This window comes from Neisseria zalophi (assembly GCF_008807015.1).
GTDB lineage: Bacteria > Pseudomonadota > Gammaproteobacteria > Burkholderiales > Neisseriaceae > Neisseria > Neisseria zalophi.
The window spans coordinates 1894199-1914763 of the sequence record NZ_CP031700.1; the positions used below are offsets into that span (position 1 = coordinate 1894199).

The 20565-nt window shown below is 45.0% G+C and carries 18 protein-coding genes; 12 read left to right on the forward strand and 6 right to left on the reverse strand.

From position 1 onward, the window contains the following. Positions 1 to 108: 108 nt before the first annotated feature. Positions 109 to 1515, forward strand: a complete 1407-nt coding sequence (locus D0T92_RS08755) for an SLC13 family permease (RefSeq protein WP_151052056.1) — start codon at positions 109 to 111, stop codon at positions 1513 to 1515. Positions 1516 to 1726: 211 nt separating this feature from the next. On the opposite strand, the gene D0T92_RS08760 is transcribed toward D0T92_RS08755, so the two are convergent. Then, positions 1727 to 3004, reverse strand: coding sequence for a hypothetical protein (locus tag D0T92_RS08760; RefSeq protein ID WP_151052058.1), 1278 nt, complete (start codon positions 3002 to 3004; stop codon positions 1727 to 1729). A 257-nt stretch (positions 3005 to 3261) separates the two neighbouring features. Further along, positions 3262 to 4164, reverse strand: coding sequence for a LysR family transcriptional regulator (locus tag D0T92_RS08765; protein WP_151052060.1), 903 nt, complete (start codon positions 4162 to 4164; stop codon positions 3262 to 3264). Between the two features lie 309 nt (positions 4165 to 4473). On the opposite strand from D0T92_RS08765, the gene D0T92_RS08770 reads away from it, so the two are divergent. The 8 genes from D0T92_RS08770 to purF all read left to right on the forward strand — a co-directional run bounded on the left by D0T92_RS08770 (position 4474) and on the right by purF (position 12045). Next, positions 4474 to 4788: a DUF485 domain-containing protein gene (locus D0T92_RS08770; RefSeq protein ID WP_151052062.1), complete on the forward strand. Its 315-nt coding sequence runs from the start codon at positions 4474 to 4476 to the stop codon at positions 4786 to 4788. Between the two features lie 2 nt (positions 4789 to 4790). Beyond that, entirely contained in the window at positions 4791 to 6470 is a 1680-nt protein-coding gene (locus D0T92_RS08775; RefSeq protein ID WP_151052064.1) for a cation acetate symporter, read from the forward strand. A gap of 103 nt (positions 6471 to 6573) precedes the next feature. Beyond that, positions 6574 to 6933: a hypothetical protein gene (locus D0T92_RS08780; protein WP_151052066.1), complete on the forward strand. Its 360-nt coding sequence runs from the start codon at positions 6574 to 6576 to the stop codon at positions 6931 to 6933. 2 nt (positions 6934 to 6935) lie between these two features. Continuing rightward, entirely contained in the window at positions 6936 to 7373 is a 438-nt protein-coding gene (locus D0T92_RS08785; RefSeq protein WP_151052068.1) for a protein YgfX, read from the forward strand. A gap of 75 nt (positions 7374 to 7448) precedes the next feature. Continuing rightward, a complete protein-coding gene (gene folC / locus D0T92_RS08790; protein WP_151052070.1) occupies positions 7449 to 8738 on the forward strand; it encodes a bifunctional tetrahydrofolate synthase/dihydrofolate synthase in 1290 nt (429 codons plus the stop codon). Between the two features lie 18 nt (positions 8739 to 8756). Continuing rightward, the gene (locus tag D0T92_RS08795; RefSeq protein ID WP_151052072.1) at positions 8757 to 9992 is read left to right on the forward strand and encodes an SPOR domain-containing protein; all 1236 of its coding nucleotides are present in this window, start codon (positions 8757 to 8759) and stop codon (positions 9990 to 9992) included. Next, positions 9992 to 10489: a CvpA family protein gene (locus tag D0T92_RS08800; RefSeq protein WP_151052074.1), complete on the forward strand. Its 498-nt coding sequence runs from the start codon at positions 9992 to 9994 to the stop codon at positions 10487 to 10489. Before D0T92_RS08795 ends, D0T92_RS08800 begins: the two co-directional genes overlap by 1 nt. A gap of 17 nt (positions 10490 to 10506) precedes the next feature. After that, complete coding sequence (purF, locus tag D0T92_RS08805) at positions 10507 to 12045, forward strand: amidophosphoribosyltransferase (RefSeq protein WP_151052076.1); 1539 nt, start codon at positions 10507 to 10509, stop codon at positions 12043 to 12045. Between the two features lie 90 nt (positions 12046 to 12135). Here the strand turns inward: purF and pgeF are convergent, their stop codons facing one another. From pgeF to ccoG, 4 genes are all read right to left on the reverse strand, one after another. After that, positions 12136 to 12924 (reverse strand): peptidoglycan editing factor PgeF, encoded by a 789-nt coding sequence (gene pgeF / locus D0T92_RS08810; protein WP_151052078.1) that lies wholly within the window; start codon positions 12922 to 12924, stop codon positions 12136 to 12138. 89 nt (positions 12925 to 13013) lie between these two features. Beyond that, on the reverse strand, positions 13014 to 13664 hold the full coding sequence (locus tag D0T92_RS08815) for a YecA family protein (protein WP_151052080.1): 651 nt from the start codon (positions 13662 to 13664) through the stop codon (positions 13014 to 13016). A 76-nt stretch (positions 13665 to 13740) separates the two neighbouring features. Further along, complete coding sequence (locus D0T92_RS08820) at positions 13741 to 14301, reverse strand: FixH family protein (protein WP_151052082.1); 561 nt, start codon at positions 14299 to 14301, stop codon at positions 13741 to 13743. 2 nt (positions 14302 to 14303) lie between these two features. Further along, on the reverse strand, positions 14304 to 15737 hold the full coding sequence (gene ccoG / locus D0T92_RS08825) for a cytochrome c oxidase accessory protein CcoG (protein WP_151052084.1): 1434 nt from the start codon (positions 15735 to 15737) through the stop codon (positions 14304 to 14306). A 333-nt stretch (positions 15738 to 16070) separates the two neighbouring features. On the opposite strand from ccoG, the gene D0T92_RS08830 reads away from it, so the two are divergent. The 3 genes from D0T92_RS08830 (at position 16071) to ppx (ending at position 20517) form a co-directional block, all read left to right on the forward strand. Further along, positions 16071 to 17375 carry an aminotransferase class I/II-fold pyridoxal phosphate-dependent enzyme gene (locus tag D0T92_RS08830; protein ID WP_225315099.1) on the forward strand — a complete coding sequence of 435 codons (1305 nt, stop codon included), beginning with the start codon at positions 16071 to 16073 and terminating at the stop codon, positions 17373 to 17375. A gap of 204 nt (positions 17376 to 17579) precedes the next feature. After that, the gene (locus tag D0T92_RS08835) at positions 17580 to 18776 is read left to right on the forward strand and encodes an acetate kinase (protein ID WP_151052087.1); all 1197 of its coding nucleotides are present in this window, start codon (positions 17580 to 17582) and stop codon (positions 18774 to 18776) included. Positions 18777 to 19017: 241 nt separating this feature from the next. After that, entirely contained in the window at positions 19018 to 20517 is a 1500-nt protein-coding gene (gene ppx / locus D0T92_RS08840) for an exopolyphosphatase (RefSeq protein ID WP_151052089.1), read from the forward strand. Positions 20518 to 20565 lie beyond the last annotated feature (48 nt).

The following is a 20565-nucleotide window of genomic DNA, read 5'->3' on the forward strand; positions in this document are numbered from 1 at the left end:
CTACATCGGGTTACACTTATACTGCCGACGCGATTCAATAATCGCGTATCAATCTACCGTAAAGCAACTAATATGCTTTACTTTGACCAACCCGACAGGACCGACAGTATGAATACTGACAACCAAAACCGCCCAGAAAACGTCGAGCTGCTTAGTGCACAAGCGCCGATTACCGATTTCCGCGGGCTGATTATCACAATCATTGCCGCCATCATATGTTTCGGCATTTATCATATCCTGCCCTATGAGCCAAATGCCAATAAAGGTATTGCCGTATTGCTGTTTGTAGCCATTATGTGGTTTACCGAAGCCGTTCACATTACCGTTACTGCTTTAATGGTACCCATTTTAGCTTCACTACTCGGCTTTCCCGATATGAATATTAAGACAGCCATGAGCAACTTTGCCGATCCGACCATCTATATTTTCTTCGGCGGTTTCGCACTGGCTACCGCACTGCACATGCAGCGGCTTGACCGTAAAATTGCCGTATGGTTACTGAGCCTTTCCGGTGGCAATATGAAAGCAGCTGTACTGATGCTGTTTATCGTGACTGCCTTCTTATCCATGTGGATCAGTAATACCGCCACCGCCGCCATGATGATGCCGTTAGCTTTGGGCATGATGGATCACTTAGACAGGGAAAAAGAGCGCAAAACCTTTGTGTTTGTTTTGCTCGGTATCGCTTATTGCGCCAGCATTGGCGGTTTGGGTACTATTGTCGGTTCACCACCTAACAACATCGCTGCCAAAGCTTTGGAGCTAGACTTTTTGGGCTGGATGAAAATGGGATTACCCATGATGCTATTGATTATGCCGCTGATGCTGTTTGCTCTATACGTTATCCTGAAACCCAATTTAAACGAACGTGTAGAAGTTAAAAGCGAACATATTCCCTGGACTTTGCACCGTGTGATTGCCATGCTGATTTTTATTGCAGCAGCAGTTTCGTGGATATTCAGTTCAAAAATTAAAGCCGCATTCGATATCCCCAACCCCGATACTGTTATCGCCCTCACTGCTGCCGTTGCCGTAGTGGTTTTCGGTGTTGCCCGCTGGCGCGAAGTCGCACGCAATACCGACTGGGGTGTATTGATGTTATTCGGTGGCGGTATCGCCCTGAGCAATCTGCTTAAGGTGTCCGGCGCATCTCTGGCACTTGGCCAGCAAATTGCCACCGCTTTTGTATTAACCCACCCGCTGGTGGTTATCTTTGCCGTAGCCGCCTTTATTATCTTCCTTACCGAATTTACCAGTAATACCGCTTCCGCCGCGCTATTGGTGCCTATCTTTGCCAGCATTGCCACCCAAATGGGGCTGCCGAAAGAAGTTTTAGTATTCGTTATCGGTATCGGTGCTTCCTGTGCCTTTATGCTGCCTGTGGCCACGCCGCCGAATGCCATAGTATTCGGCACCGGGCTCATTATGCAGAAAGAAATGATGCGGGTAGGTGTATTGCTCAATATCTTGTGCGTTATCGTAGTTGCCTTGTGGGCTTATGCCTTTTATGTATAACCCGGCTTAATTTCGGATATCACACTTCAGAATACTTACTATGATATAAATTAAATAAAAAAGGCCGTCTGAAATATAACAAATAAATATTTCATCTGGCACAACCTAAAAACCGCACCTTATATTTCAAAACATAAGGTGCGGTTTTACTTATATACCTTTCTGAAAAATCATTATTTCAGAAAGGCATATTATTTACTCGAACGAGTAATTATTTGATTATTTCTTCTTTAATCACGTTTGGTGTATCCGGAGATACAATATCATCGGCTTGATCTTCTTCTATATCAATGCGTGATTTGAATATTTTTACCAACTCAGAAAAGGTAACGACTTTTTCTTGATCGGGATGAAATGTAAACACAGGCTTACCAAAGCGATTGAATTGCATCAATATTTCGATATTAACCGCTTTTTCCTCACCATTTGTCTGCAAATAAGAACGACGGGCAACCATACGGCCTTTACGATCTAAATACAGACTTTCAATCATAGGGCTGCCAAACATTTTTTCAAACAATTCAAAATCATTGCTTTCATTATCCGTATCTTTTTCTACTTTCTGCCCAAGTGCCATCGCAACAAACTTACGTACCTTTTGGTATCCCTCTTCAGTCGCCCCCTCTTCAAAATCTTCCTGTTGCATACGGGTAAGCTCACTATCGAAATCCCGATAAAGAGCGTTATTGAATATATTTAAGTTTTCACTATTCCATATAACATCAATGCGGTATTTGGCACCTGCCTGTTTACCAAACTCATCCACATCAACTAATTTATAAGCACTGGGCGGAATGGCTTTATATGCAGTATGGCTTGATTTAATAAATGCTTTAACAGTTGATCGCAGAGGTATCTCTTTTTTATCCATGTCTTTCCAGGCAAACTGGATACCATTCCCTGCTAACTTCTTAGTTAATTCTTTATTCTCTAAAAAAAGATCTAAAAACATCGGAATAGTAGCCGGCAAATCAACCGTTACCGTCATATTTTTTCCATCGAAGAGTACTGGCAATTGCATTTTGCTGTACTCGTTTTTATTATCGTTCACAATCTCAGAAATAAACTCCATTTTTTCGGTACGCAAATCTACAGCACCTTTCATATTGAACTGCACATTTTGAAAATATTGCGTCAATACGGGATGTTTCTGCGCAAAGTCTGCCGCTTTTTTACCAAGTCCCCCTTCTATCTTCACATCAGATGCTTCCAGATCACTGAAAACGTCTGCAGTCTTTGCTTCAATTACCTGTTTGTTATGCTGGTTTTGATATTTTTGTTCTGCTGCAGCAGCAACTTCGGGAGCCAGCCCTTTATCTTTATCGCTCAAGAAAAAGCGTGCATGCCCTTCAAAATTATAGCTGTAATCTTTAGTGAGGCTTCGTTCTACCGAAATATTCACCATTTCTTGCGGTGTTTTATTATTTAAATTACTACACGCACTCAAGCCCAAAATCGCTACAGTAACTGCTAATAAAGTTTTCTTCATATTTTTTACCCTTTATTAAATTGGTTTAATTTTTTCAAAGAAAAATTAATTATGCATTAATTATAATTTTTTAGCAAAACTTCCTTATAATCCATAAAGTTATATATATTTTTTTATAAAACAATCAAAAAGGTTGATATCTTTACAAAACAACCCTTTAGCTGGCAGCTAAAGGGTTGTTTTGTAAAAACCTTGGCTTATTCGGTTTGTTGAAAGAAATTATTATTCCGGTTTAACTTCCTAAAAATATATTATATTTATTTTATTGCTTCACCAACTGTCATCTGCCAAACATCCTGAACACACTCTGTTAATAAATTCAATACGGGATCAGAGTCAGACTCGTTTAAATAAATAAAATGTAAAGGTAATTTTTGCCGATATTCGTCTAAGATCACAATCGGTTTACCATCAGCCCGCGCGGACTGGGCTTTTTGCTCCGGCACCATGGCAATACCGACTCTTTCACAAACCAAATCAATAATAGTCTGCGGATAATCACAAATAATCTGATGCTTAGGAGAAATCTTGTATTTGCGCCAAAATTGCTGCATATGCTTACGGCTACCAGATACACCGGACATTTCAATCCAAGCGTATTGCGCTAAGCTTTCGGGCAATTTGGCACGGATTGGCTGTTCATCATCAGCATGGCAAATTAACGAATAATGAATATCGCCCAGAAAAATACTCATCAGACTGCGCTGCACCACCGGACCGAGAAAAAAACCGCCATGCAGTTTTCTATCTAACACCCGCTGCTCAATTTCACCACTCATACCATACTGAATATGCAATAAAATATCTGGATTCTGCTCAAGAACACGAGCGGTTAAACGGGTAATTTTGTCAGGTGAAACCGGATGAATCAGGCCAATGTCGGCATGCGTAACATAATGCTCACCCAAGGTTTTAGCAAAACACTCCAGCTTATAGTGATGTTGGAGCAATATTTCAGCTTCAGGCAAGAAAACCTCTCCTGCCGAGGTCAATACCATACCGCTGGTGGTACGTTTAAACAAAGTAACATCTAAGCGCTTTTCCAAAGCCTTGATTTGTGCCGATACGGCCGGTTGGGACAAATGCAGACGTTCTGCCGCCTGAGTAAGATTGCCCATATAGGCAACTTCGGTAAATGTTTTCAGTTGCGTATAATCCATTGATATTTTCTCTACTCAATTTTTATTACCATGTAGCTTTATTACTATATAAATAACTTCCACAGGCCATAGCCAAAAGCCTGAAGCAACCTGTATCCATTATCTTTTTATCTTTAATTTTTAACATATTTACAGCTTTTTAGAAAGCTTATTTTTCAAAATAAATTTATTTAAAAATCAATAATTTTATATCTCACCATAAGAAAAACAGATGGTATCCATCAAAAAATAAAATTAGCCATTGCAACTTTTTTTAATTTAAATCGTCTTCGATTAGACCTTAAAGGTTTTGTAAAGGAGAAGAAAAAAATGGATAAGCAAACAGCACAAAAAGTGCTTCAACATCCAAAATTCAAACAAATGGCCAAATTAAAAGCCATAATCGGCTGGAGTTTTTCCGCCATTATTTTCACCATGTATGTCATTTACATTTGGCTGATCGGAACACAACCCGAACTATTCGGCCAACCTGTATCCGAAGGCAGTATCACTACTTGGGGTATTTATGCCGGCATATTTGTTATCGTGCTTTCATTCATCACTACCGGGATTTATGTCAGCATTGCTAACGGTAAGTTTGAATCGATGACCCGTGATGTTGTACGTGAAGTTCAGGGAGAGTAAGCATGAATCAAAAATTATTCATAACCGTTTTAACCTTTCTGGCTTCAAGCAGCGTTTGGGCCGACGCTTTTACCGGCGAAGTGGAAAAACAACCACTAAATATTGCTGCGATTATTATGTTTTTGATTTTTGTCGGCGGCACATTATTCATTACCAAATGGGCGGCCAAACAAAATAAATCAACCAAAGACTTCTATACCGCCGGCGGTGGCATTTCCGGTTTCCAAAACGGATTGGCGATTGCCGGTGACTATATGTCTGCCGCATCATTCTTGGGTATTTCCGCTATGGTATACACCACCGGTTACGACGGCTTGATCTACTCTACCGGTTTCTTGGTGGGCTGGCCGATTGTATTGTTCCTGATTGCAGAACGTCTGCGCAACCTCGGTAAATTTACCTTTTCCGATGTGGTTGCCTACCGCTTAAAACAAGGCCCGGTACGCGTATTTGCAGCCAGCGGTTCGCTCTTGGTGGTGATTTTGTATCTGATTGCCCAAGTTGTTGGTGCAGGTAAACTGATTCAGCTGCTGTTTGGCATGAACTACACCTCAGCCGTGATTATCGTCGGTGTATTGATGGTCGCTTATGTATTATTCGGCGGTATGCTGGCTACTACATGGGTTCAAATTATTAAAGCGGTTCTGCTGCTTTCCGGTGCTACTTTTATGGCCTTTATGATTATCAAAGCCAGTGGTTTCAGTTTTGAAAATATGTTCCAAAAAGCCACTGAAATCCACGATAACGGAAGTGCCATTATGGCGCCGGGGGGATTGGTCTCCAACCCAGTTGACGCACTGTCTCTAGGCTTGGCATTAATGTTCGGTACCGCCGGTTTACCCCATATTCTGATGCGTTTCTTTACCGTACCCGATGCCAAAGAAGCACGTAAATCCGTTTTTGTAGCCACCGGCTTTATCGGTTATTTCTATCTATTAACTTTCATTATCGGTTTCGGTGCGATTATTTTTGTGACCAAAGACAATCCGCAATTCTTCACTAATATGGTTAGAGATGGTAAATCCGTTGTTGAAATGATTGGCGGCAGCAATATGGCAGCCATTCACTTATCCGGTGCATTGGGCGGCAACCTATTCTTAGGCTTTATTTCAGCCGTTGCCTTCGCCACCATTTTGGCGGTGGTTGCCGGTTTGACACTTTCCGGTGCATCAGCCGTAAGCCACGACTTGTATTCTTCCGTTATCCGTCAGGGTAAAGCCACTCAAGAAGAAGAAATGCGTGTATCCCGTATGGCCACCGTAGCATTAGGTGTTCTGGCCATCATTTTGGGTATTGCCTTTGAAAGACAAAACGTAGCGTTTATGGTGGGCTTGGCATTTGCACTGGCCGCTTCTGCCAACTTCCCGATTCTTGCCCTGTCAATGTTCTGGAAAGGTCTGACCACGCGTGGTGCGGTTCTCGGCGGTTTCTTAGGTTTGATTCTGGCTGCCGTACTGATTGTGCTTGGCCCGACCGTTTGGGTGTCTGTATTGCATCATGAAGAAGCCATCTTCCCATACAGAAACCCCGCACTGTTCTCGATTCCGCTGGCCTTTATCGCTGCCTGGTTCTTCTCGGTAACCGATAAATCCAAACAAGCCGAACTGGACAAAGCAGGTTTCGAAGCACAATATGTACGTTCTATGACCGGTATCGGTGCATCCGATGCCAGCGACCACTAAACGTTAATATTTGAATCATCAGGCCGTCTGAAAACCATTTTCAGACGGCCTTAATTTTGGGTACAATGCCGGATAAATCCTACCCTTGAAACAAGGAATTTTTATGTATTTTGTAGACCGCACTGCCGTCGTGCTAAAGCCGACCGCCCAATTTTTAGCTTGGCTGAAAAGTACCGATGACGACATGCCCGACTTAACACTCGAACAGTTGCGTACCAATTGTTCGGTTTTTCTGGTTCCCCAATTTGACGAACCGGAAGCCGTTGTCACCTATTTCGACGACCGCTACCGTGAAATTTTCGAGGCCGAAATCGCTGGTTGGGACATTCCCAAAAAACAATGGCCGCAAGATATGAGCTTGAAAGCATTTTGGGAATATTTTGAAATCGAAATCCACGATATGGTATTGGATATGGAAGAAGCCGATATGGTTATCAGCCCCGTATTCGATAATATGATGTAACCATGCAGGCTTTTCAGACGGCCTTTAAACCATCGCGCACTGCCCTTATCATCACAGCCGTATTGCATCTTTGGGCATTATTAACCTGCATTTTTGCGTTTTACGGCTGGATGCAGATTGCCGGCTTGGTTTTATTATCGGCCAGTCTGATATGGGCATGGCGGAAACAAACCCTGAAACAACCTGAAGCCATACACCAAATTGCCGTTAGCAGACTCGGACAAGCAGCCGTATTTATCGGCGAAGAACAAATTGCTTTTGATGCTGTTCTTTGCGATAGCAGTCTGATTTCCCGTTATGCCTTATTTTTAAAATGGCACTTAGGCGACCGTATACTTTGGCAATTTATCCTGCCCGACATGATCGATAAAGAAAGCTACCGCCGCCTGCTGGTGTGGGCACGTTGGGGGCAACCGTTATCTACTAGGCCGTCTGAATAAAATACTATCAATCAGCACTTTAAAAAAACTACAACCGCCCCTATCTGCCCACCGCTTCCAACAGACACCATCATTATGAAAACACTCAACGACTGGCTTTCACATCTTGAAACCGCACACAGCAACGGCTTAATCGATATGGGTTTATCCCGTGTCGGCGAAGTTAAAAACAAAATGAACCTTCAGCCGCAATGCCCTGTAATTGCCGTAGCCGGCACCAATGGCAAAGGCTCTGTTTGTGCGTTTCTATCGCAGATTTACCATCAGGCCGGTTTTAAAGTCGGCACGTTAACCAGCCCGCATTTATTAAAATTCAACGAACGCATCGCCATCAATACCGAACCCGTTTCCGATGAAGCCATCACTGCCTCATTCGAACGAATCGAAGCGGCACGCGGCGATATTTCGCTGACTTATTTCGAATTCAACACCCTTGCCGCCGTTGATATTTTTATGCGCGAACAAGTCGACCTGATGATTCTCGAAGTTGGCTTGGGCGGTCGTTTGGATGCGGTGAATATTTTTGATGCCGATTGTGCCATCGTTACCAGTATCGATTTGGACCACCAATCCTTTTTAGGCAATACCATAGAAGAAGTTGCCTATGAAAAAGCCGGTATTTTCCGTGCAGGCAAACCTGCCATCTGCGGTCAAAATCCGCCACCCGAATCATTACGCCGCCATGCCGAAGAAACAGGCGCCGTTTTACTCGTCGGCAAACGTGATTTCAGCTTCACCCGATTAGAACAACAGCAATGGTCGTTCCGCTTTCATCCGCAAGCGACTGATGAACTATTTTCAGACGGCCTCACACGCAACCGCAACGCCCTACCGATTCCCGCCCTGCGCGGTGCCTATCAACTCGGTAATGCCGCCTGTGCCTTAGCCGCTATCGAATGCTTGAACGACAAACTGCCCATCGATATCGGTTCCATCAAACGCGGGCTACTGCTCACCAGCAATCCCGGCCGTTTTCAAGTATTGCCCGGGCGACCTTTAGTCATTCTTGATGTCGGCCACAATCCTCATGCAGCCAAAGCATTAAAACAAGGCTTAATTACTCTGCCTTTCGCCGCAAAACGTACAGCTGTTTTCAGCATGTTGGCCGACAAAGATATCGATAGCGTATTAGACATTGTTAAAGACCAATTCGACCAATGGTATATTGCTCCCCTAAATCTGCCGCGCGGCATGAATAATAATCAACTGGAACAAAAACTATCGGCACACGGTATCGAAAATGTGACGACTTTTGACAATATTCAAAATGCTTACCAAGCCGCTTTGGCGGCATCTTCTGAAAATGATAGAATTACCGTTTTCGGTTCATTCCATACCGTTGCCGAAGTGATGGCAACGCTGTAATAAGGCTTTCAATTTAATATGGCAAACCACCGCAACCGCTTTCAAAGTTTAAGCGAATACGAACAATTAAAACGTAAAAACCGCCGCAGGCTCGTTGGTGCCTCCGTCTTGGTGATATGTGCAGGCTTTCTGCTGGCCAAAGTATTAAACCAAAGCAGCGATAATACCGCCGCAGAAACCATCAGTATCCATAAAGCGGACGGTTCCGTTCAGACGGCCTCATCACCCGAAACACAACAAATTGCTATTACCAACCGTGCCGCATCTGCCGACGACGCATCCGATTTATCCCCCGCCGCTGTTTTAGAACCTGCACCGGAAGATACCCAAAGCATCGAATTGGATAACCCGCTCCTTAACCCGACCCCGGCACCTAAACCATTAAAAAACGAAACCGTATCTGCTTTAGAAACCAAGCCCGCATCGGCAATCGACACCAGCGCTTCCCATGAAAAAGACAGTATTGTAAAAGCAGCAAAACCCATTCCGAGAACCGATTCCACTGCGTCTGAAACACGTCAAACCGAAACAAAAACAGCAGTAAAAAAAGCAGATACTCCCCCACCTGAAGAAACCGTCCCGCCGCCTGTTGTCGTCATCAACAATAAAGTCGAACCCGAATCTGAAGCCGAACGCAAAGCCGCCGCACAAAAAGCACAACAGGAAAAGGCAGAAAACGAACGTTTGAAACAACAGGCCATACAACGCCAACAAGCAGAAAAACAAAAAGCCGAACAATTATTGCAAAAGCAACAAGTACAAAAAGTCGAAGCCGAAAAAGAACGGCAAGCGACAGAAGCTAAAAAACAGGCTGAAAAACGTCAGGCCGAACAAAAAGCGCAGCGATTAAAAGCTGAAAAACAGGCGAAAGAAAAAGCAGCCGCACAAAAACGTGAAGCAGAAGCGGCACGCAAAAAACAAGAGGCAGCTAACCGGAAAGCAGCTGAAGATGCCTTAAATAATAAATCGGCTGGTATTGCCGATAAAGTTGATCCACAGTCTATTTTAGAAGCCAAACCTTCAACCAAAGCCAGTATTCAACTAGGAGCGTACAGTAGCCGTCAGCAAGCCCAGCAAATGCAGCAAAAACTGGCTGATGAAGGTATCAGCACCCATATCAGTGAAGCCGATACGGGTAAAGGTAAAACTTTCCGTGTCCGTACCGGCAGTTACCCTTCCAGAGAAGCAGCAGATAAAGCCTTAGATAATATCCATAAAAAAGGCCTTGACGGCATTATTATCGGACAACCCTAATGGCCATGTTTGATATTTTGGCTTTCGGCCTCATTTTGATATCGGCCATCATTTCCATGATGCGCGGAATGATTGCCGAAATCACCTCGTTACTGATTTGGATTGTGGCATTTATTGTTGCCAAACTTTATGCCGCACCTTTTTCGGAAATGGCCTTTTCAACCGTCGAACCACAGGCATTTGGTGTCGCCATCGCTTTTATCGTTCTTTTTATTGCAGCATGGCTGGTACAACATTTATTACGTTCGCTGCTCACTTCGGCTGTTAAAGCAGTCGGACTGGGCGGCATTAACCGTTTGCTCGGCGGTGTCGTCGGGGCGCTGAAAGGTATTATATTGGTTACCTTGGCCGTTATTGTTTGCTTATTTACCGATCTTCCCCAAAGCGAAGGTTGGCAACAATCTTTTAGCGCAGTTTATTTTGAAGCATTGGCCAGAGTGGCCGTTCCCTATTTATCGTCTGTACTCACGGACCAAATACACTATCCAACCCCTTAAATCCCGGAGAATAAATAATGTGTGGCGTATTAGGTATGGTAGCCTCCCAACCCGTTAATCAAAGCCTCTACGACGGCTTACAAATGCTGCAACACCGCGGCCAAGATGCCGCCGGTATCGTAACCGTAGAAGGTAGCGTGTTCCACATGCACAAAGGCAAAGGCATGGTGCGTGATGTTTTCCGCACTCGCAATATGCGCAGCCTGCCCGGACACGCCGGAATCGCCCATGTCCGCTATCCGACTGCCGGCGATGCTGGCAGCACAGCAGAAGCCCAGCCTTTTTATGTCAGCTCACCTTTCGGGATTGTTTTAGCCCACAACGGCAACCTAACCAATACAACCGAATTATACGAAAACGTATGCAACAAACACTTGCGCCATATCAATACCCGCTCCGACTCGGAAGTATTACTAAACGTATTGGCTCATGAATTGCGCCGTGAAGTGACCGATAACGATTCGTTCCTACTTAGCGTAGACAATATTTTCAATGCGGTTTCCCAACTACACGAACGGGTACGTGGCGCCTATGGAGTTGTGGCCATGATTGCCGGATATGGCCTGTTGGCATTCCGTGATCCTTTCGGCATTCGCCCGTTGGTTTTAGGTTCGCAAACCGATGAAAACGGCCATAAATCCTATGCTGTTGCTTCCGAATCGGTTGCGTTCAATGGTATTGCCTATGATCTTGAGCGCGATATTGCACCGGGTGAAGCGGTATTTATCAGTCTTGATGGCCAATTCTTCTCCCGCAAGTGCGGCGGCAACGACCAGCCCAGCCCCTGCCTGTTTGAATATGTTTATTTTGCTCGTCCAGACTCCGTTATCGACAACGTATCTGTATATCAGTCTCGCCTCAATATGGGCATTACTTTGGCGGAAAAAGTGAAACGCGAGCTGCCTATCGACGATATCGATGTGGTAATGCCGATTCCCGACACCAGCCGCCCCAGCGCCATGGAACTGGCACACCATCTGGGCAAACCTTACCGCGAAGGCTTAATCAAAAACCGTTATATCGGCCGCACCTTTATTATGCCCGGCCAGGCCACACGTAAAAAATCGGTACGTCAGAAACTTAGTCCGATGGAAACCGAATTCAAAGGAAAAAGCGTGTTATTGGTTGACGATTCCATTGTACGCGGCACAACGAGCCGTGAAATTGTCGAAATGGTACGCGCATCGGGCGCACGCAAAGTTTATTTTGCCTCCGCCGCTCCCGAAGTTCGCTTTCCCAATGTTTACGGTATCGACATGCCGACCCGTGAAGAATTAATCGCCAATAACCGCACCACCGAAGAAATTGCTCAAGAAATTGGTGCCGACGGCTGCGTATTCCAAGAATTATCGGAATTAGAACAAGTAATTAAAGATCTGAATCCGAATATCACTACTTTTGATACCTCTTGCTTCAGCGGCATTTATCTCACCGGTGATATTGATGAAGCCTACCTGCAAAAACTATCTGCTGATAAAGCTTCCCTACATCAAGTTACCGCAGGTCAAATTCATATGTCTATCGGCATTGACAACAATTCTGAAGATGATGACTAAATACGAATCAACCTAAAGCAATAAAACCGGATAATGTCCTATTATCCGGTTTTATTATGTGAAGGCCGTCTGAAAAAGTAATATAGCGTTTTATCGGTTATGATTATCCAACCAAATAATACTGGCCATACGTCCTGTTGCTTTATCACGGCGGTAGGAAAAAAAGGTATCACGCCCCAATACGGTACAGTCCTCACCGCCATAAATCATGGTTACACCTTCACGCTGTAGACTCATTCTCGCCAAAGCATAAATATCGGCCAGATATTTGCCACCGCCTATCGGTTCGAACGCATTGGCCATCGAGGGGTTTTGTGCATAAAAAATATCATATACATCCTGCCCCACTTCAAAAGCTTCCGGGCCAATCGCCGGACCAAGATAAACCATAATGTCTTCCGGCGGCACTGCCATAGCGGTAATGGTATTTTTCAACACCCCGCCTGCCAAACCGCGCCAACCGGCATGAGCGGCCGCCACCACGCTGCCGCCACGATCACAAAATAACACTGGTAAGCAGTCTGCCGTTAACACCGCACAAGCTGCAGTAGCGGTTCTGTCTACAGATGCATCGGCATCCGGCACGGTTCCGATATGAGACGCTGCCTCAACCACAACCGTACCATGTACCTGATTAAGATATACCACAGGCAGGTTGATTTGCTGCTGAATAATCATACGGTTTTGGCGCACATGTTCGGGGTTATCACCCACATGCACACCAAGGTTCAAACTGCGATAGCTGCCTTCACTCACCCCACCTTGGCGGGTCGTGATTAATGTTTTCACATTTGCCGGAGCCGGCCATTCGGCATGGAAGAACGGCACCTGCCGATTTTTAATCCCTGCAGCAGCATTCAAATCAAACAAATGATTCATCTTTCATTCTTCCTTTATGCTTTCAGACGGCCTCTTATTAAATGATACTTATTTTATCGATAGAAGCTTCTATTAATAAGCTTCTATTATTAAGCCTTCCCGCAGCAGGTTTTATATTTTTTACCGCTGCCGCATGGACAAGGATCATTGCGCCCGACTTTTTCTTCTGTTCTACGTACCGTAGTCGGTTTGTTTTTAATGCTGTGCCAATAATAATAAATATCCAGCAATACATGCGGCAATTCGGATTCAAGCTGAGTTAGCTCTTTATCGGTCAGGTGCAGCAATATTTCACCGTTTTCTTCTTCATCGTAAATACCGCCCAATGCCATAATCGGGTAAAACAAATCTTCAAACTCTTCATCATTAACCGCTTCAAACCAATCGGTCGGCACCACATCCAAAGCATAAAGATAGGCATTACACCATGTATGGAAATCGGGATGCTCCGCCTCATCTTCATAAAGCCATAAATCGGGCAACATGCGTTCTGAAAATTTTTCCCGCATATCCATCACCAAAGCCAGCACCAACGATTCAATTTCTTTTTGTTCTGCTGGCTTAAATAGTTTTTCATCCCCCATCACTTCTGGCAACCATTCCCCCGTTTTTAATTCATCGGGGCCGGTTAGCAAAGCCATCATATAGGCTTGTACTTCATCGCAACGCATGGCGGCAGTGGTTTCGGCCTTGTTATCCAACAATGCCGATAGTCGCTGACGGGAAGATTCGTCAAACATAGATATTCCTTTTCAACAGAGCATATAAAGTCATCATTATTTTACAGCTTGACATAATATGCCAATATATTTTTTGCTATTTATTTTCCGGTTGTGATGCAGAAGCCCACTGCTGTTTGGCCTTTAAACTCACCGCATTACCCTGATTAACTAGCCATTTATCTTCAACCCGCCATTTACCATCGGCATCCTCTACCCGTACATACCAATGCTGGGTCGGCGGCAGGGTTTTAAAAACCGCCTTGTATTCGGTTTTATCGCCCGAATTCGGCATCTCCGAATCCGCTATCAATTTGACGGTTTGATCGTATGACTGTTTAGCCGGATGCATAAAAACCAGATTTAAGCTTTCATCACGGTTAAAATCACCGCTCACAAAAACTTTAGCGGCATTTTTATCAGGATTAATTAAAACCTGTGCATTGATATCTCTTTTTACTGCTTCTTCATCACGATGCAGTTCAATGTTGATATGCTTGCCATCCTTATAATAATCATCACTTACCAAATCTACCGAATTGGTTTGGGCAAGATAATAAGTATAAATGGCCGCAACCACCACAATTGCGGGGCCGGCCATTAGAAACCAAGGCCATGGTTCTTTATACCAAGCTTTGGATTTTTTAGAACGGGTCAATTTTATTCTCCGATAAATGATGCTTTTTCAACAATCGTATTGGTTTCATTACTATCTGCTTCCCGATAAGTAAAACGAAACTCAATCGGATGGCTGCCCTTATCTGCGTATTCGGGAATCGTCGATACTTGAACCGGAATGGTTATTGTTTCTCTAGCCGGAACCTTCAAGCCTTCTGAGGGCAGGCCGGTTAACATGATTTCATCAAAACCACTCACTTCGGCCGTCAATACCTGTTCTCGTTCGCTATCATTGATAATGCGCAGATTATAGGCATTTTCCAACCAGCCGCGGTTATTTTCGCGCAACATCACACCACGGTCTTTAATAATATCGACTTCCAATGTCTGCCGAAATGCAATACTGGTAATCATCGCAATCACAGCCACCAGCAATACCGCACCATAACCTAACACACGCGGACGCAATAAACGTTTTTTAATATCCGCATCGGTATATTCGTGCTCCAACACACTTTCCGTAGTATAACGGATAAGGCCGCGCGGATAGTTCATTTTATCCATGATTTCATCACAGGCATCAATACAGGCGGCACAACCAATACATTGATATTGCAAACCATCGCGGATATCGATACCGACCGGGCAAACCTGTACACACATCGTGCAATTGATACAGTCACCCAGCGGAAGGTCTTCTTTTTTGGCATTTTTCTTACGCGCACCACGTGGCTCGCCACGCTCTTCATCATAAGAAATAATCAAGGTATCCTTATCAAACATAGCACTTTGGAAACGTGCATAAGGACACATATATTTACACACTTGCTCGCGCATTTGGTGTGCCATCAACCAGGTCATAAAACCATAAAACGCCGCTGCGAATAATGAGCCGCCACCGGCTTGGAAGGTAAACAATGCCGGCACAAACTCACGAATCGGCGTAAACCAACCGGCAAAAGTAATCCCCGTCCATGCGCAAACTGCAAAAATAATCAGATATTTAGTAAACTTAATACGGATTTTACGGAAATTCCAAGGCTCTTTATCCAACTTCAAGCGCTTATTGCGATCCCCTTCTACAAAATGGTCGATCCACAACATAATCTCGGTATAAATTGTTTGCGGACAAGAATATCCGCACCACAAACGTCCCGCTATGGTTGTCCACCAAAACAAACCGAACGCCGAAATAATCAGCAGCATAGTTAAATAAATCAAATCACCCGCACCAAGCGACAATCCGAAAATATAAAAATGCCGCTCGGGAATATCAAACAAAACCGCCTGCCGCCCACTCCAGTTAAACCAAGGAATCACATAAAAAACAAACTGTGTCGCCAAAATAGCCAATATCCTAAGATTGGCAAAACGGCCTTTTGCCATCTTCGGATGAATACGTTTGGCACCTTGGTAAAGTTGGATAACCTGCTCTTTAGGCTGCTTTGATGTTTTGTCCTTCTTATCGTTAGACATCACAGTGTTCCTTACTTAATATTTATAATTTTTGATAGCGAATAATTATAACAGCTTCACGGTTTTCAGACGGCCTTATCTATTTAAAAACAAGGCCGTCTGAAATATTTACCACATCATTTATTTTATCCATTCTGCTTTTGAATCAGAATATTAGATTTATTCAAAATACACATAACAATTAAATGCCTTCAGAAAACTCAACTTGTTTTGAAGCCTTCTTCAACATTGTTTTATTGTGAAGCACAAAAGCAAAATACTATATGGCAAGGCTTGCCAATTATTATAAAATCCATTAAATTATTTGCATTAGTACAAAATGGACTTTGTATTGTGGAATTAAAACCTAAAGGCAGCACAGCTGTCAATATTGCCCAATCTATCAGTAGCCTGATACGCGAAGAAGTGTGGCCTGCAGGCCACCGACTGCCAACTGTACGCCATCTGGCATCAGAACTTGGCGTCAATCCCAATACGGTATCTGCCGCATATAAACAACTACGCGATGCCGGCATCATCGCCACCGATGGTAGACGAGGCAGTTTCGTCCCTGAAAAAACCGAAATTCTACATACCGAAAGCGCCATACCTCAGGGGCTAACCGATCTGGCTTCAGGTAATGTAGACAAACGTCTGCTACCCGAACTACTACCTGATTTACTAGACGGATACCACCTTGCCGCCGATGTCGGCAATCATGGTGACAATCCCGAACTCATGGCTTTTATCCGAAACTGGTTGGCAGAGAATATCGGTATTCGCGATAAAGACGTTATGCTGCTTTCCGGTAGCCTAGATATTATCGAGCGGGCGCTCAACCAACGCTGTATGCCAGGCGACCGCGTGCTGGTAGAAACCCCGTGTTGGCTGCCGCTTTTGGCTTTATTGGAAAACCTGCGTTTAGAAGCCGTACCCGTGGAAATGGATGAAGACGGCGCCATTATTGCAAGCCAAGTTGATTTCAGTCGCATTGCCGCCGCCGTACTCACCGCACGCGCACACAGCCCGACCGGAATTTGCTACAGCAAAACCCGCTGGCAGGCATGGCAACGAACCCTTTCACCCCACAACACTCTATTGATTGTCGATGATCACTGGGGACCGCTCAGCCGTCACCCGTTTCACGGAATGGACGGCTTTCAAAACGAATGGATTTACAGCACCTCCACCAGTAAATTTCTAGGCACAGATGCCCGTATCGCCATTGCTACGGGAAACGGCAACACTCTGAAAGCCATGAAAAAGCGCTTCTCACTCGGCCCCCGCTGGATAAGCAAACTATTGCAACACATCACCCTAAAACTCTGGCGGCAACTCGGTTCAGACGGCCTCAATGCTATATCGGAAAGCTATCAAGCCCGACGGGACCACCTAATCAACTGCCTGCTACAACACGGCATCCATATTCCTGGCAAACACGGCGAAGGCCAGCATATTTGGCTGCCTGTTCGCAACGAATCACAAGCTGTTCAGTTTTTAGCCGCTCGCGGCTGGGCTGTTCAAAGCGGCGCCTCTTTCAACCTTACCAAACAACCGGCTGTACGGATTACTATCGGCAACCTTGACTTTGAAGACTGTGCTGTCTTGGCCGACGATATTGCCTACACATTAAACGCAGTCGGCAAAACCTTTTATTAAGGCTTATATCCCATATTATGCCATTTGCACAAACACCTTACTGCAACAGCAGAATTAAATAATATCAAGCCGCTTATTTTTTGATAAAATAACCGCTTTAATGAATGGAATAATCGGTAACGGAGATTTTGCACCTCACACTATTATTCCCAAACCTGACAGTTCGGCTGTTTGACAGGCCGTCTGAAAACTTAAGGAGTTTACATGTCAAACAAATTGATTTTAGTATTAAACTGCGGCAGTTCATCTTTAAAAGGCGCCGTTTTAGATAACGACAGCGGCGATGTATTGTTGAGCTGCCTCGCAGAAAAACTGAGTCTTTCAGATGCTTATATTACTTTTAAAGTAAATGGCGAAAAACATAAAGTCGAACTGGCCGACAATCCTAACCATACAGGTGCCGTAGCCGCCTTGATGGAAGAGTTGAAAAAACACGGCTTAGACAGCCGTATCGGCGCTATCGGACACCGTGTCGTCAGCGGCGGCGAATTGTATAGCGACTCTATCGTGATTACCGAAGAAGTGGTTGCCGGTATTGAAAAATGTATTCCTTTGGCACCGTTGCACAACCCTGCCAACCTGCTCGGTATCCGTGCCGCACAAGATATTTTCAAAGGCCTGCCCAATGTAGCCGTATTCGACACCGCATTCCACCACAGTCTGCCCCAACATGCCTATACTTATGCCCTGCCGCGCGAGCTTTACCGTAAATACGGCTTGCGCCGCTACGGTTTCCACGGCACCAGCTACCGTTATGTAGCCGATGAAGCCGCCCGCTTCTTAGGCAAAGACAAAAACCAATTGCGTATGGTGATTGCCCACTTGGGTAACGGCGCCTCAATCGCCGCCGTAGCCAACGGCAAATGCCAAGACACCAGCATGGGCCTAACCCCGCTTGAAGGCTTGGTGATGGGTACCCGCAGCGGTGACGTCGACCCCAGCGTATTCTCATTCTTGGCTGAAAATGCCGGCATGGATATCAAACAAGTGACCGACATGCTGAATAAAAAATCAGGTCTGCTGGGTATTTCCGAATTATCCAGCGACTGCCGCGTTATCGAAGAAGAAGCAGGCAAAGGCCATGAAGGTGCCAAACTGGCGCTGGAAGTATTTGCTTACCGCTTGGCCAAATATGTCGGCTCTATGGCCGTCGCCGCCGGCGGCTTGGATGTTTTGGCCTTCACCGGCGGTATCGGTGAAAACTCCAATGTTATCCGTAGCAAGGTATTGGGCTATCTGAATTTCTTGGGCCTGAAAGAAGATGCGAAAGCCAATGAAGATGCGCGTTTCGGCAATTCAGGTGTGATTACTACTGCAGACAGCTCTGCCCAAGCGGTTGTAATCCCGACCAATGAAGAATTGATGATTGCACACGACACTGCCAAACTGAGCGGTCTATAATCACTGTTTGATTAAAAAGTATTAGCACAAAGGCAGCCTAAGGCTGCCTTTTATAATTTTCGGTTCACTACACAACCTTACCCAGCCACTATTCGACACTGATAAACGGTTTTATAAATGTTTATCCCTCTATACATTTAATCTATATACCACAAATACTTATCAGGCAGACAGATGACAGCCCCGTTTATGCGCGGTAACATCTTCGCTTTCATTCATTTGCTTTGTGATTTTTTCTTTTATGACGACCCCCAACATACTCGCCTCTGTCGACTTAGGCTCCAACAGTTTCCGCCTGCAAATTTGCGAAGTTCACCCAAACAGCCAGCTTAAAGTAATCGATTCATTCAAAGAAATGGTTCGATTCGCCGGCGGCTTGGATGAGCAGAAAAATCTCGATGAAGCCTCACAGAAACGGGCATTGGAATGTTTGGCCAGATTTGGCGAACGGTTGAAAGGTTTTCAGCCCGAACAAGTACGCGCGGTTGCCACCAATACTTTCCGTGTAGCCAAGAATATTACTGATTTTGTTCCCCGTGCCGAAGCCGCTTTGGGGTTTCCTATCGAAATCATTGCCGGCCGCGAAGAAGCTCGTTTGATCTATACCGGTGTCGTACATACCCTGCCGCCCAAAGGCGACAAAATGTTAGTTATCGATATCGGCGGTGGTTCAACCGAATTTGTTATCGGTTCAGAACTACAGCCCGCACTCACCGAAAGCCTACCCCTAGGTTGCGTTACCTACAGCATGCGCTTTTTCTCAAATAAAATCAGCCAAAAAGATTTTCAGGCGGCCATCACGGCCGCGCGCAACGAAATCCAGCGTATCGGTAAAATGATGAAGCGCAGCGGCTGGGATATTGCCATCGGCACTTCCGGCTCGGCGAAAGCCATCCGCGACGTACTTGCTGCCGAAAATCCGCAAACACACGATATTACCTATGAGGGTATGAAAAAGATTGCTGATAAAATTATTCAGGCAGGCAGCGTAAAAAAAGCACGTTTTTCCGGCATGAAATCCGACCGTATTGAAGTATTCGCCGGCGGACTGTCAGTGATGATGGCAGCCTTTGAAGAGCTCGGTATCGAAAAAATGACCGTCACCGATGCAGCACTGCGCGATGGCGTATTTTATGATTTAATCGGCCGTCAAATTAATGAAGATATGCGCGATCAGACTACCAAAGAATTTCAACAGCGCTATCACGCAAGCCCCAATCAGGGTAAACGTGTTGCTGCCGCAGCGCAAAAATTTATGGAAAGCATCTGCCATGCACTGAATGCGCCGGTACAAGAATTATCCTATTGGCAGCAATATATTAACTGGGCAGGCATGTTGCACGAAATCGGCATTGATATCGCCCACACCGGCTATCACAAACATTCCGCCTATATTCTCGAGCATGCCGATATGCCCGGATTCTCGCGCAAAGAACAGCATACTTTATCTCTATTGGTACTCGGCCACCGTGGTGATATCCGAAAAATGGTGGATTTGGTAGACGATCAAATGATGTGGTTTGCCATTTTATCCTTACGCCTCGCCACTTTATTCTGCCGTGCCCGTATGCCCCTAGAATTGCCACCTTATACCCAACTGCGGAGTGACAATGGCAACGGCTTTATTCTGCGTATCAGCCAAAATTGGCTCAACGAACACCCACTGATTAACGGCGCACTCGGTTATGAAAGCGAACAGTGGCAAAAAGTCGATATTCCCTTTAGCGTACAACCGCAATAAATTCTAATTGGTTTCCAATGCTTATACAGCGATTTCCGTAACTGAAAG

Excerpts from the sequence above, each read along its gene's own strand:
- D0T92_RS08755 (WP_151052056.1), top strand. The coding sequence starts at position 109 with ATGAATACTGACAACCAAAACCGCCCAGAAAACGTCGAGCTGCTTAGT.
- D0T92_RS08760 (WP_151052058.1), bottom strand. The coding sequence starts at position 3,004 with ATGAAGAAAACTTTATTAGCAGTTACTGTAGCGATTTTGGGCTTGAGT.
- D0T92_RS08765 (WP_151052060.1), bottom strand. The coding sequence starts at position 4,164 with ATGGATTATACGCAACTGAAAACATTTACCGAAGTTGCCTATATGGGC.
- D0T92_RS08770 (WP_151052062.1), top strand. The coding sequence starts at position 4,474 with ATGGATAAGCAAACAGCACAAAAAGTGCTTCAACATCCAAAATTCAAA.
- D0T92_RS08775 (WP_151052064.1), top strand. The coding sequence starts at position 4,791 with ATGAATCAAAAATTATTCATAACCGTTTTAACCTTTCTGGCTTCAAGC.
- D0T92_RS08780 (WP_151052066.1), top strand. The coding sequence starts at position 6,574 with ATGTATTTTGTAGACCGCACTGCCGTCGTGCTAAAGCCGACCGCCCAA.
- D0T92_RS08785 (WP_151052068.1), top strand. The coding sequence starts at position 6,936 with ATGCAGGCTTTTCAGACGGCCTTTAAACCATCGCGCACTGCCCTTATC.
- folC (WP_151052070.1), top strand. The coding sequence starts at position 7,449 with ATGAAAACACTCAACGACTGGCTTTCACATCTTGAAACCGCACACAGC.
- D0T92_RS08795 (WP_151052072.1), top strand. The coding sequence starts at position 8,757 with ATGGCAAACCACCGCAACCGCTTTCAAAGTTTAAGCGAATACGAACAA.
- D0T92_RS08800 (WP_151052074.1), top strand. The coding sequence starts at position 9,992 with ATGGCCATGTTTGATATTTTGGCTTTCGGCCTCATTTTGATATCGGCC.
- purF (WP_151052076.1), top strand. The coding sequence starts at position 10,507 with ATGTGTGGCGTATTAGGTATGGTAGCCTCCCAACCCGTTAATCAAAGC.
- pgeF (WP_151052078.1), bottom strand. The coding sequence starts at position 12,924 with ATGAATCATTTGTTTGATTTGAATGCTGCTGCAGGGATTAAAAATCGG.
- D0T92_RS08815 (WP_151052080.1), bottom strand. The coding sequence starts at position 13,664 with ATGTTTGACGAATCTTCCCGTCAGCGACTATCGGCATTGTTGGATAAC.
- ccoG (WP_151052084.1), bottom strand. The coding sequence starts at position 15,737 with ATGTCTAACGATAAGAAGGACAAAACATCAAAGCAGCCTAAAGAGCAG.
- D0T92_RS08835 (WP_151052087.1), top strand. The coding sequence starts at position 17,580 with ATGTCAAACAAATTGATTTTAGTATTAAACTGCGGCAGTTCATCTTTA.
- ppx (WP_151052089.1), top strand. The coding sequence starts at position 19,018 with ATGACGACCCCCAACATACTCGCCTCTGTCGACTTAGGCTCCAACAGT.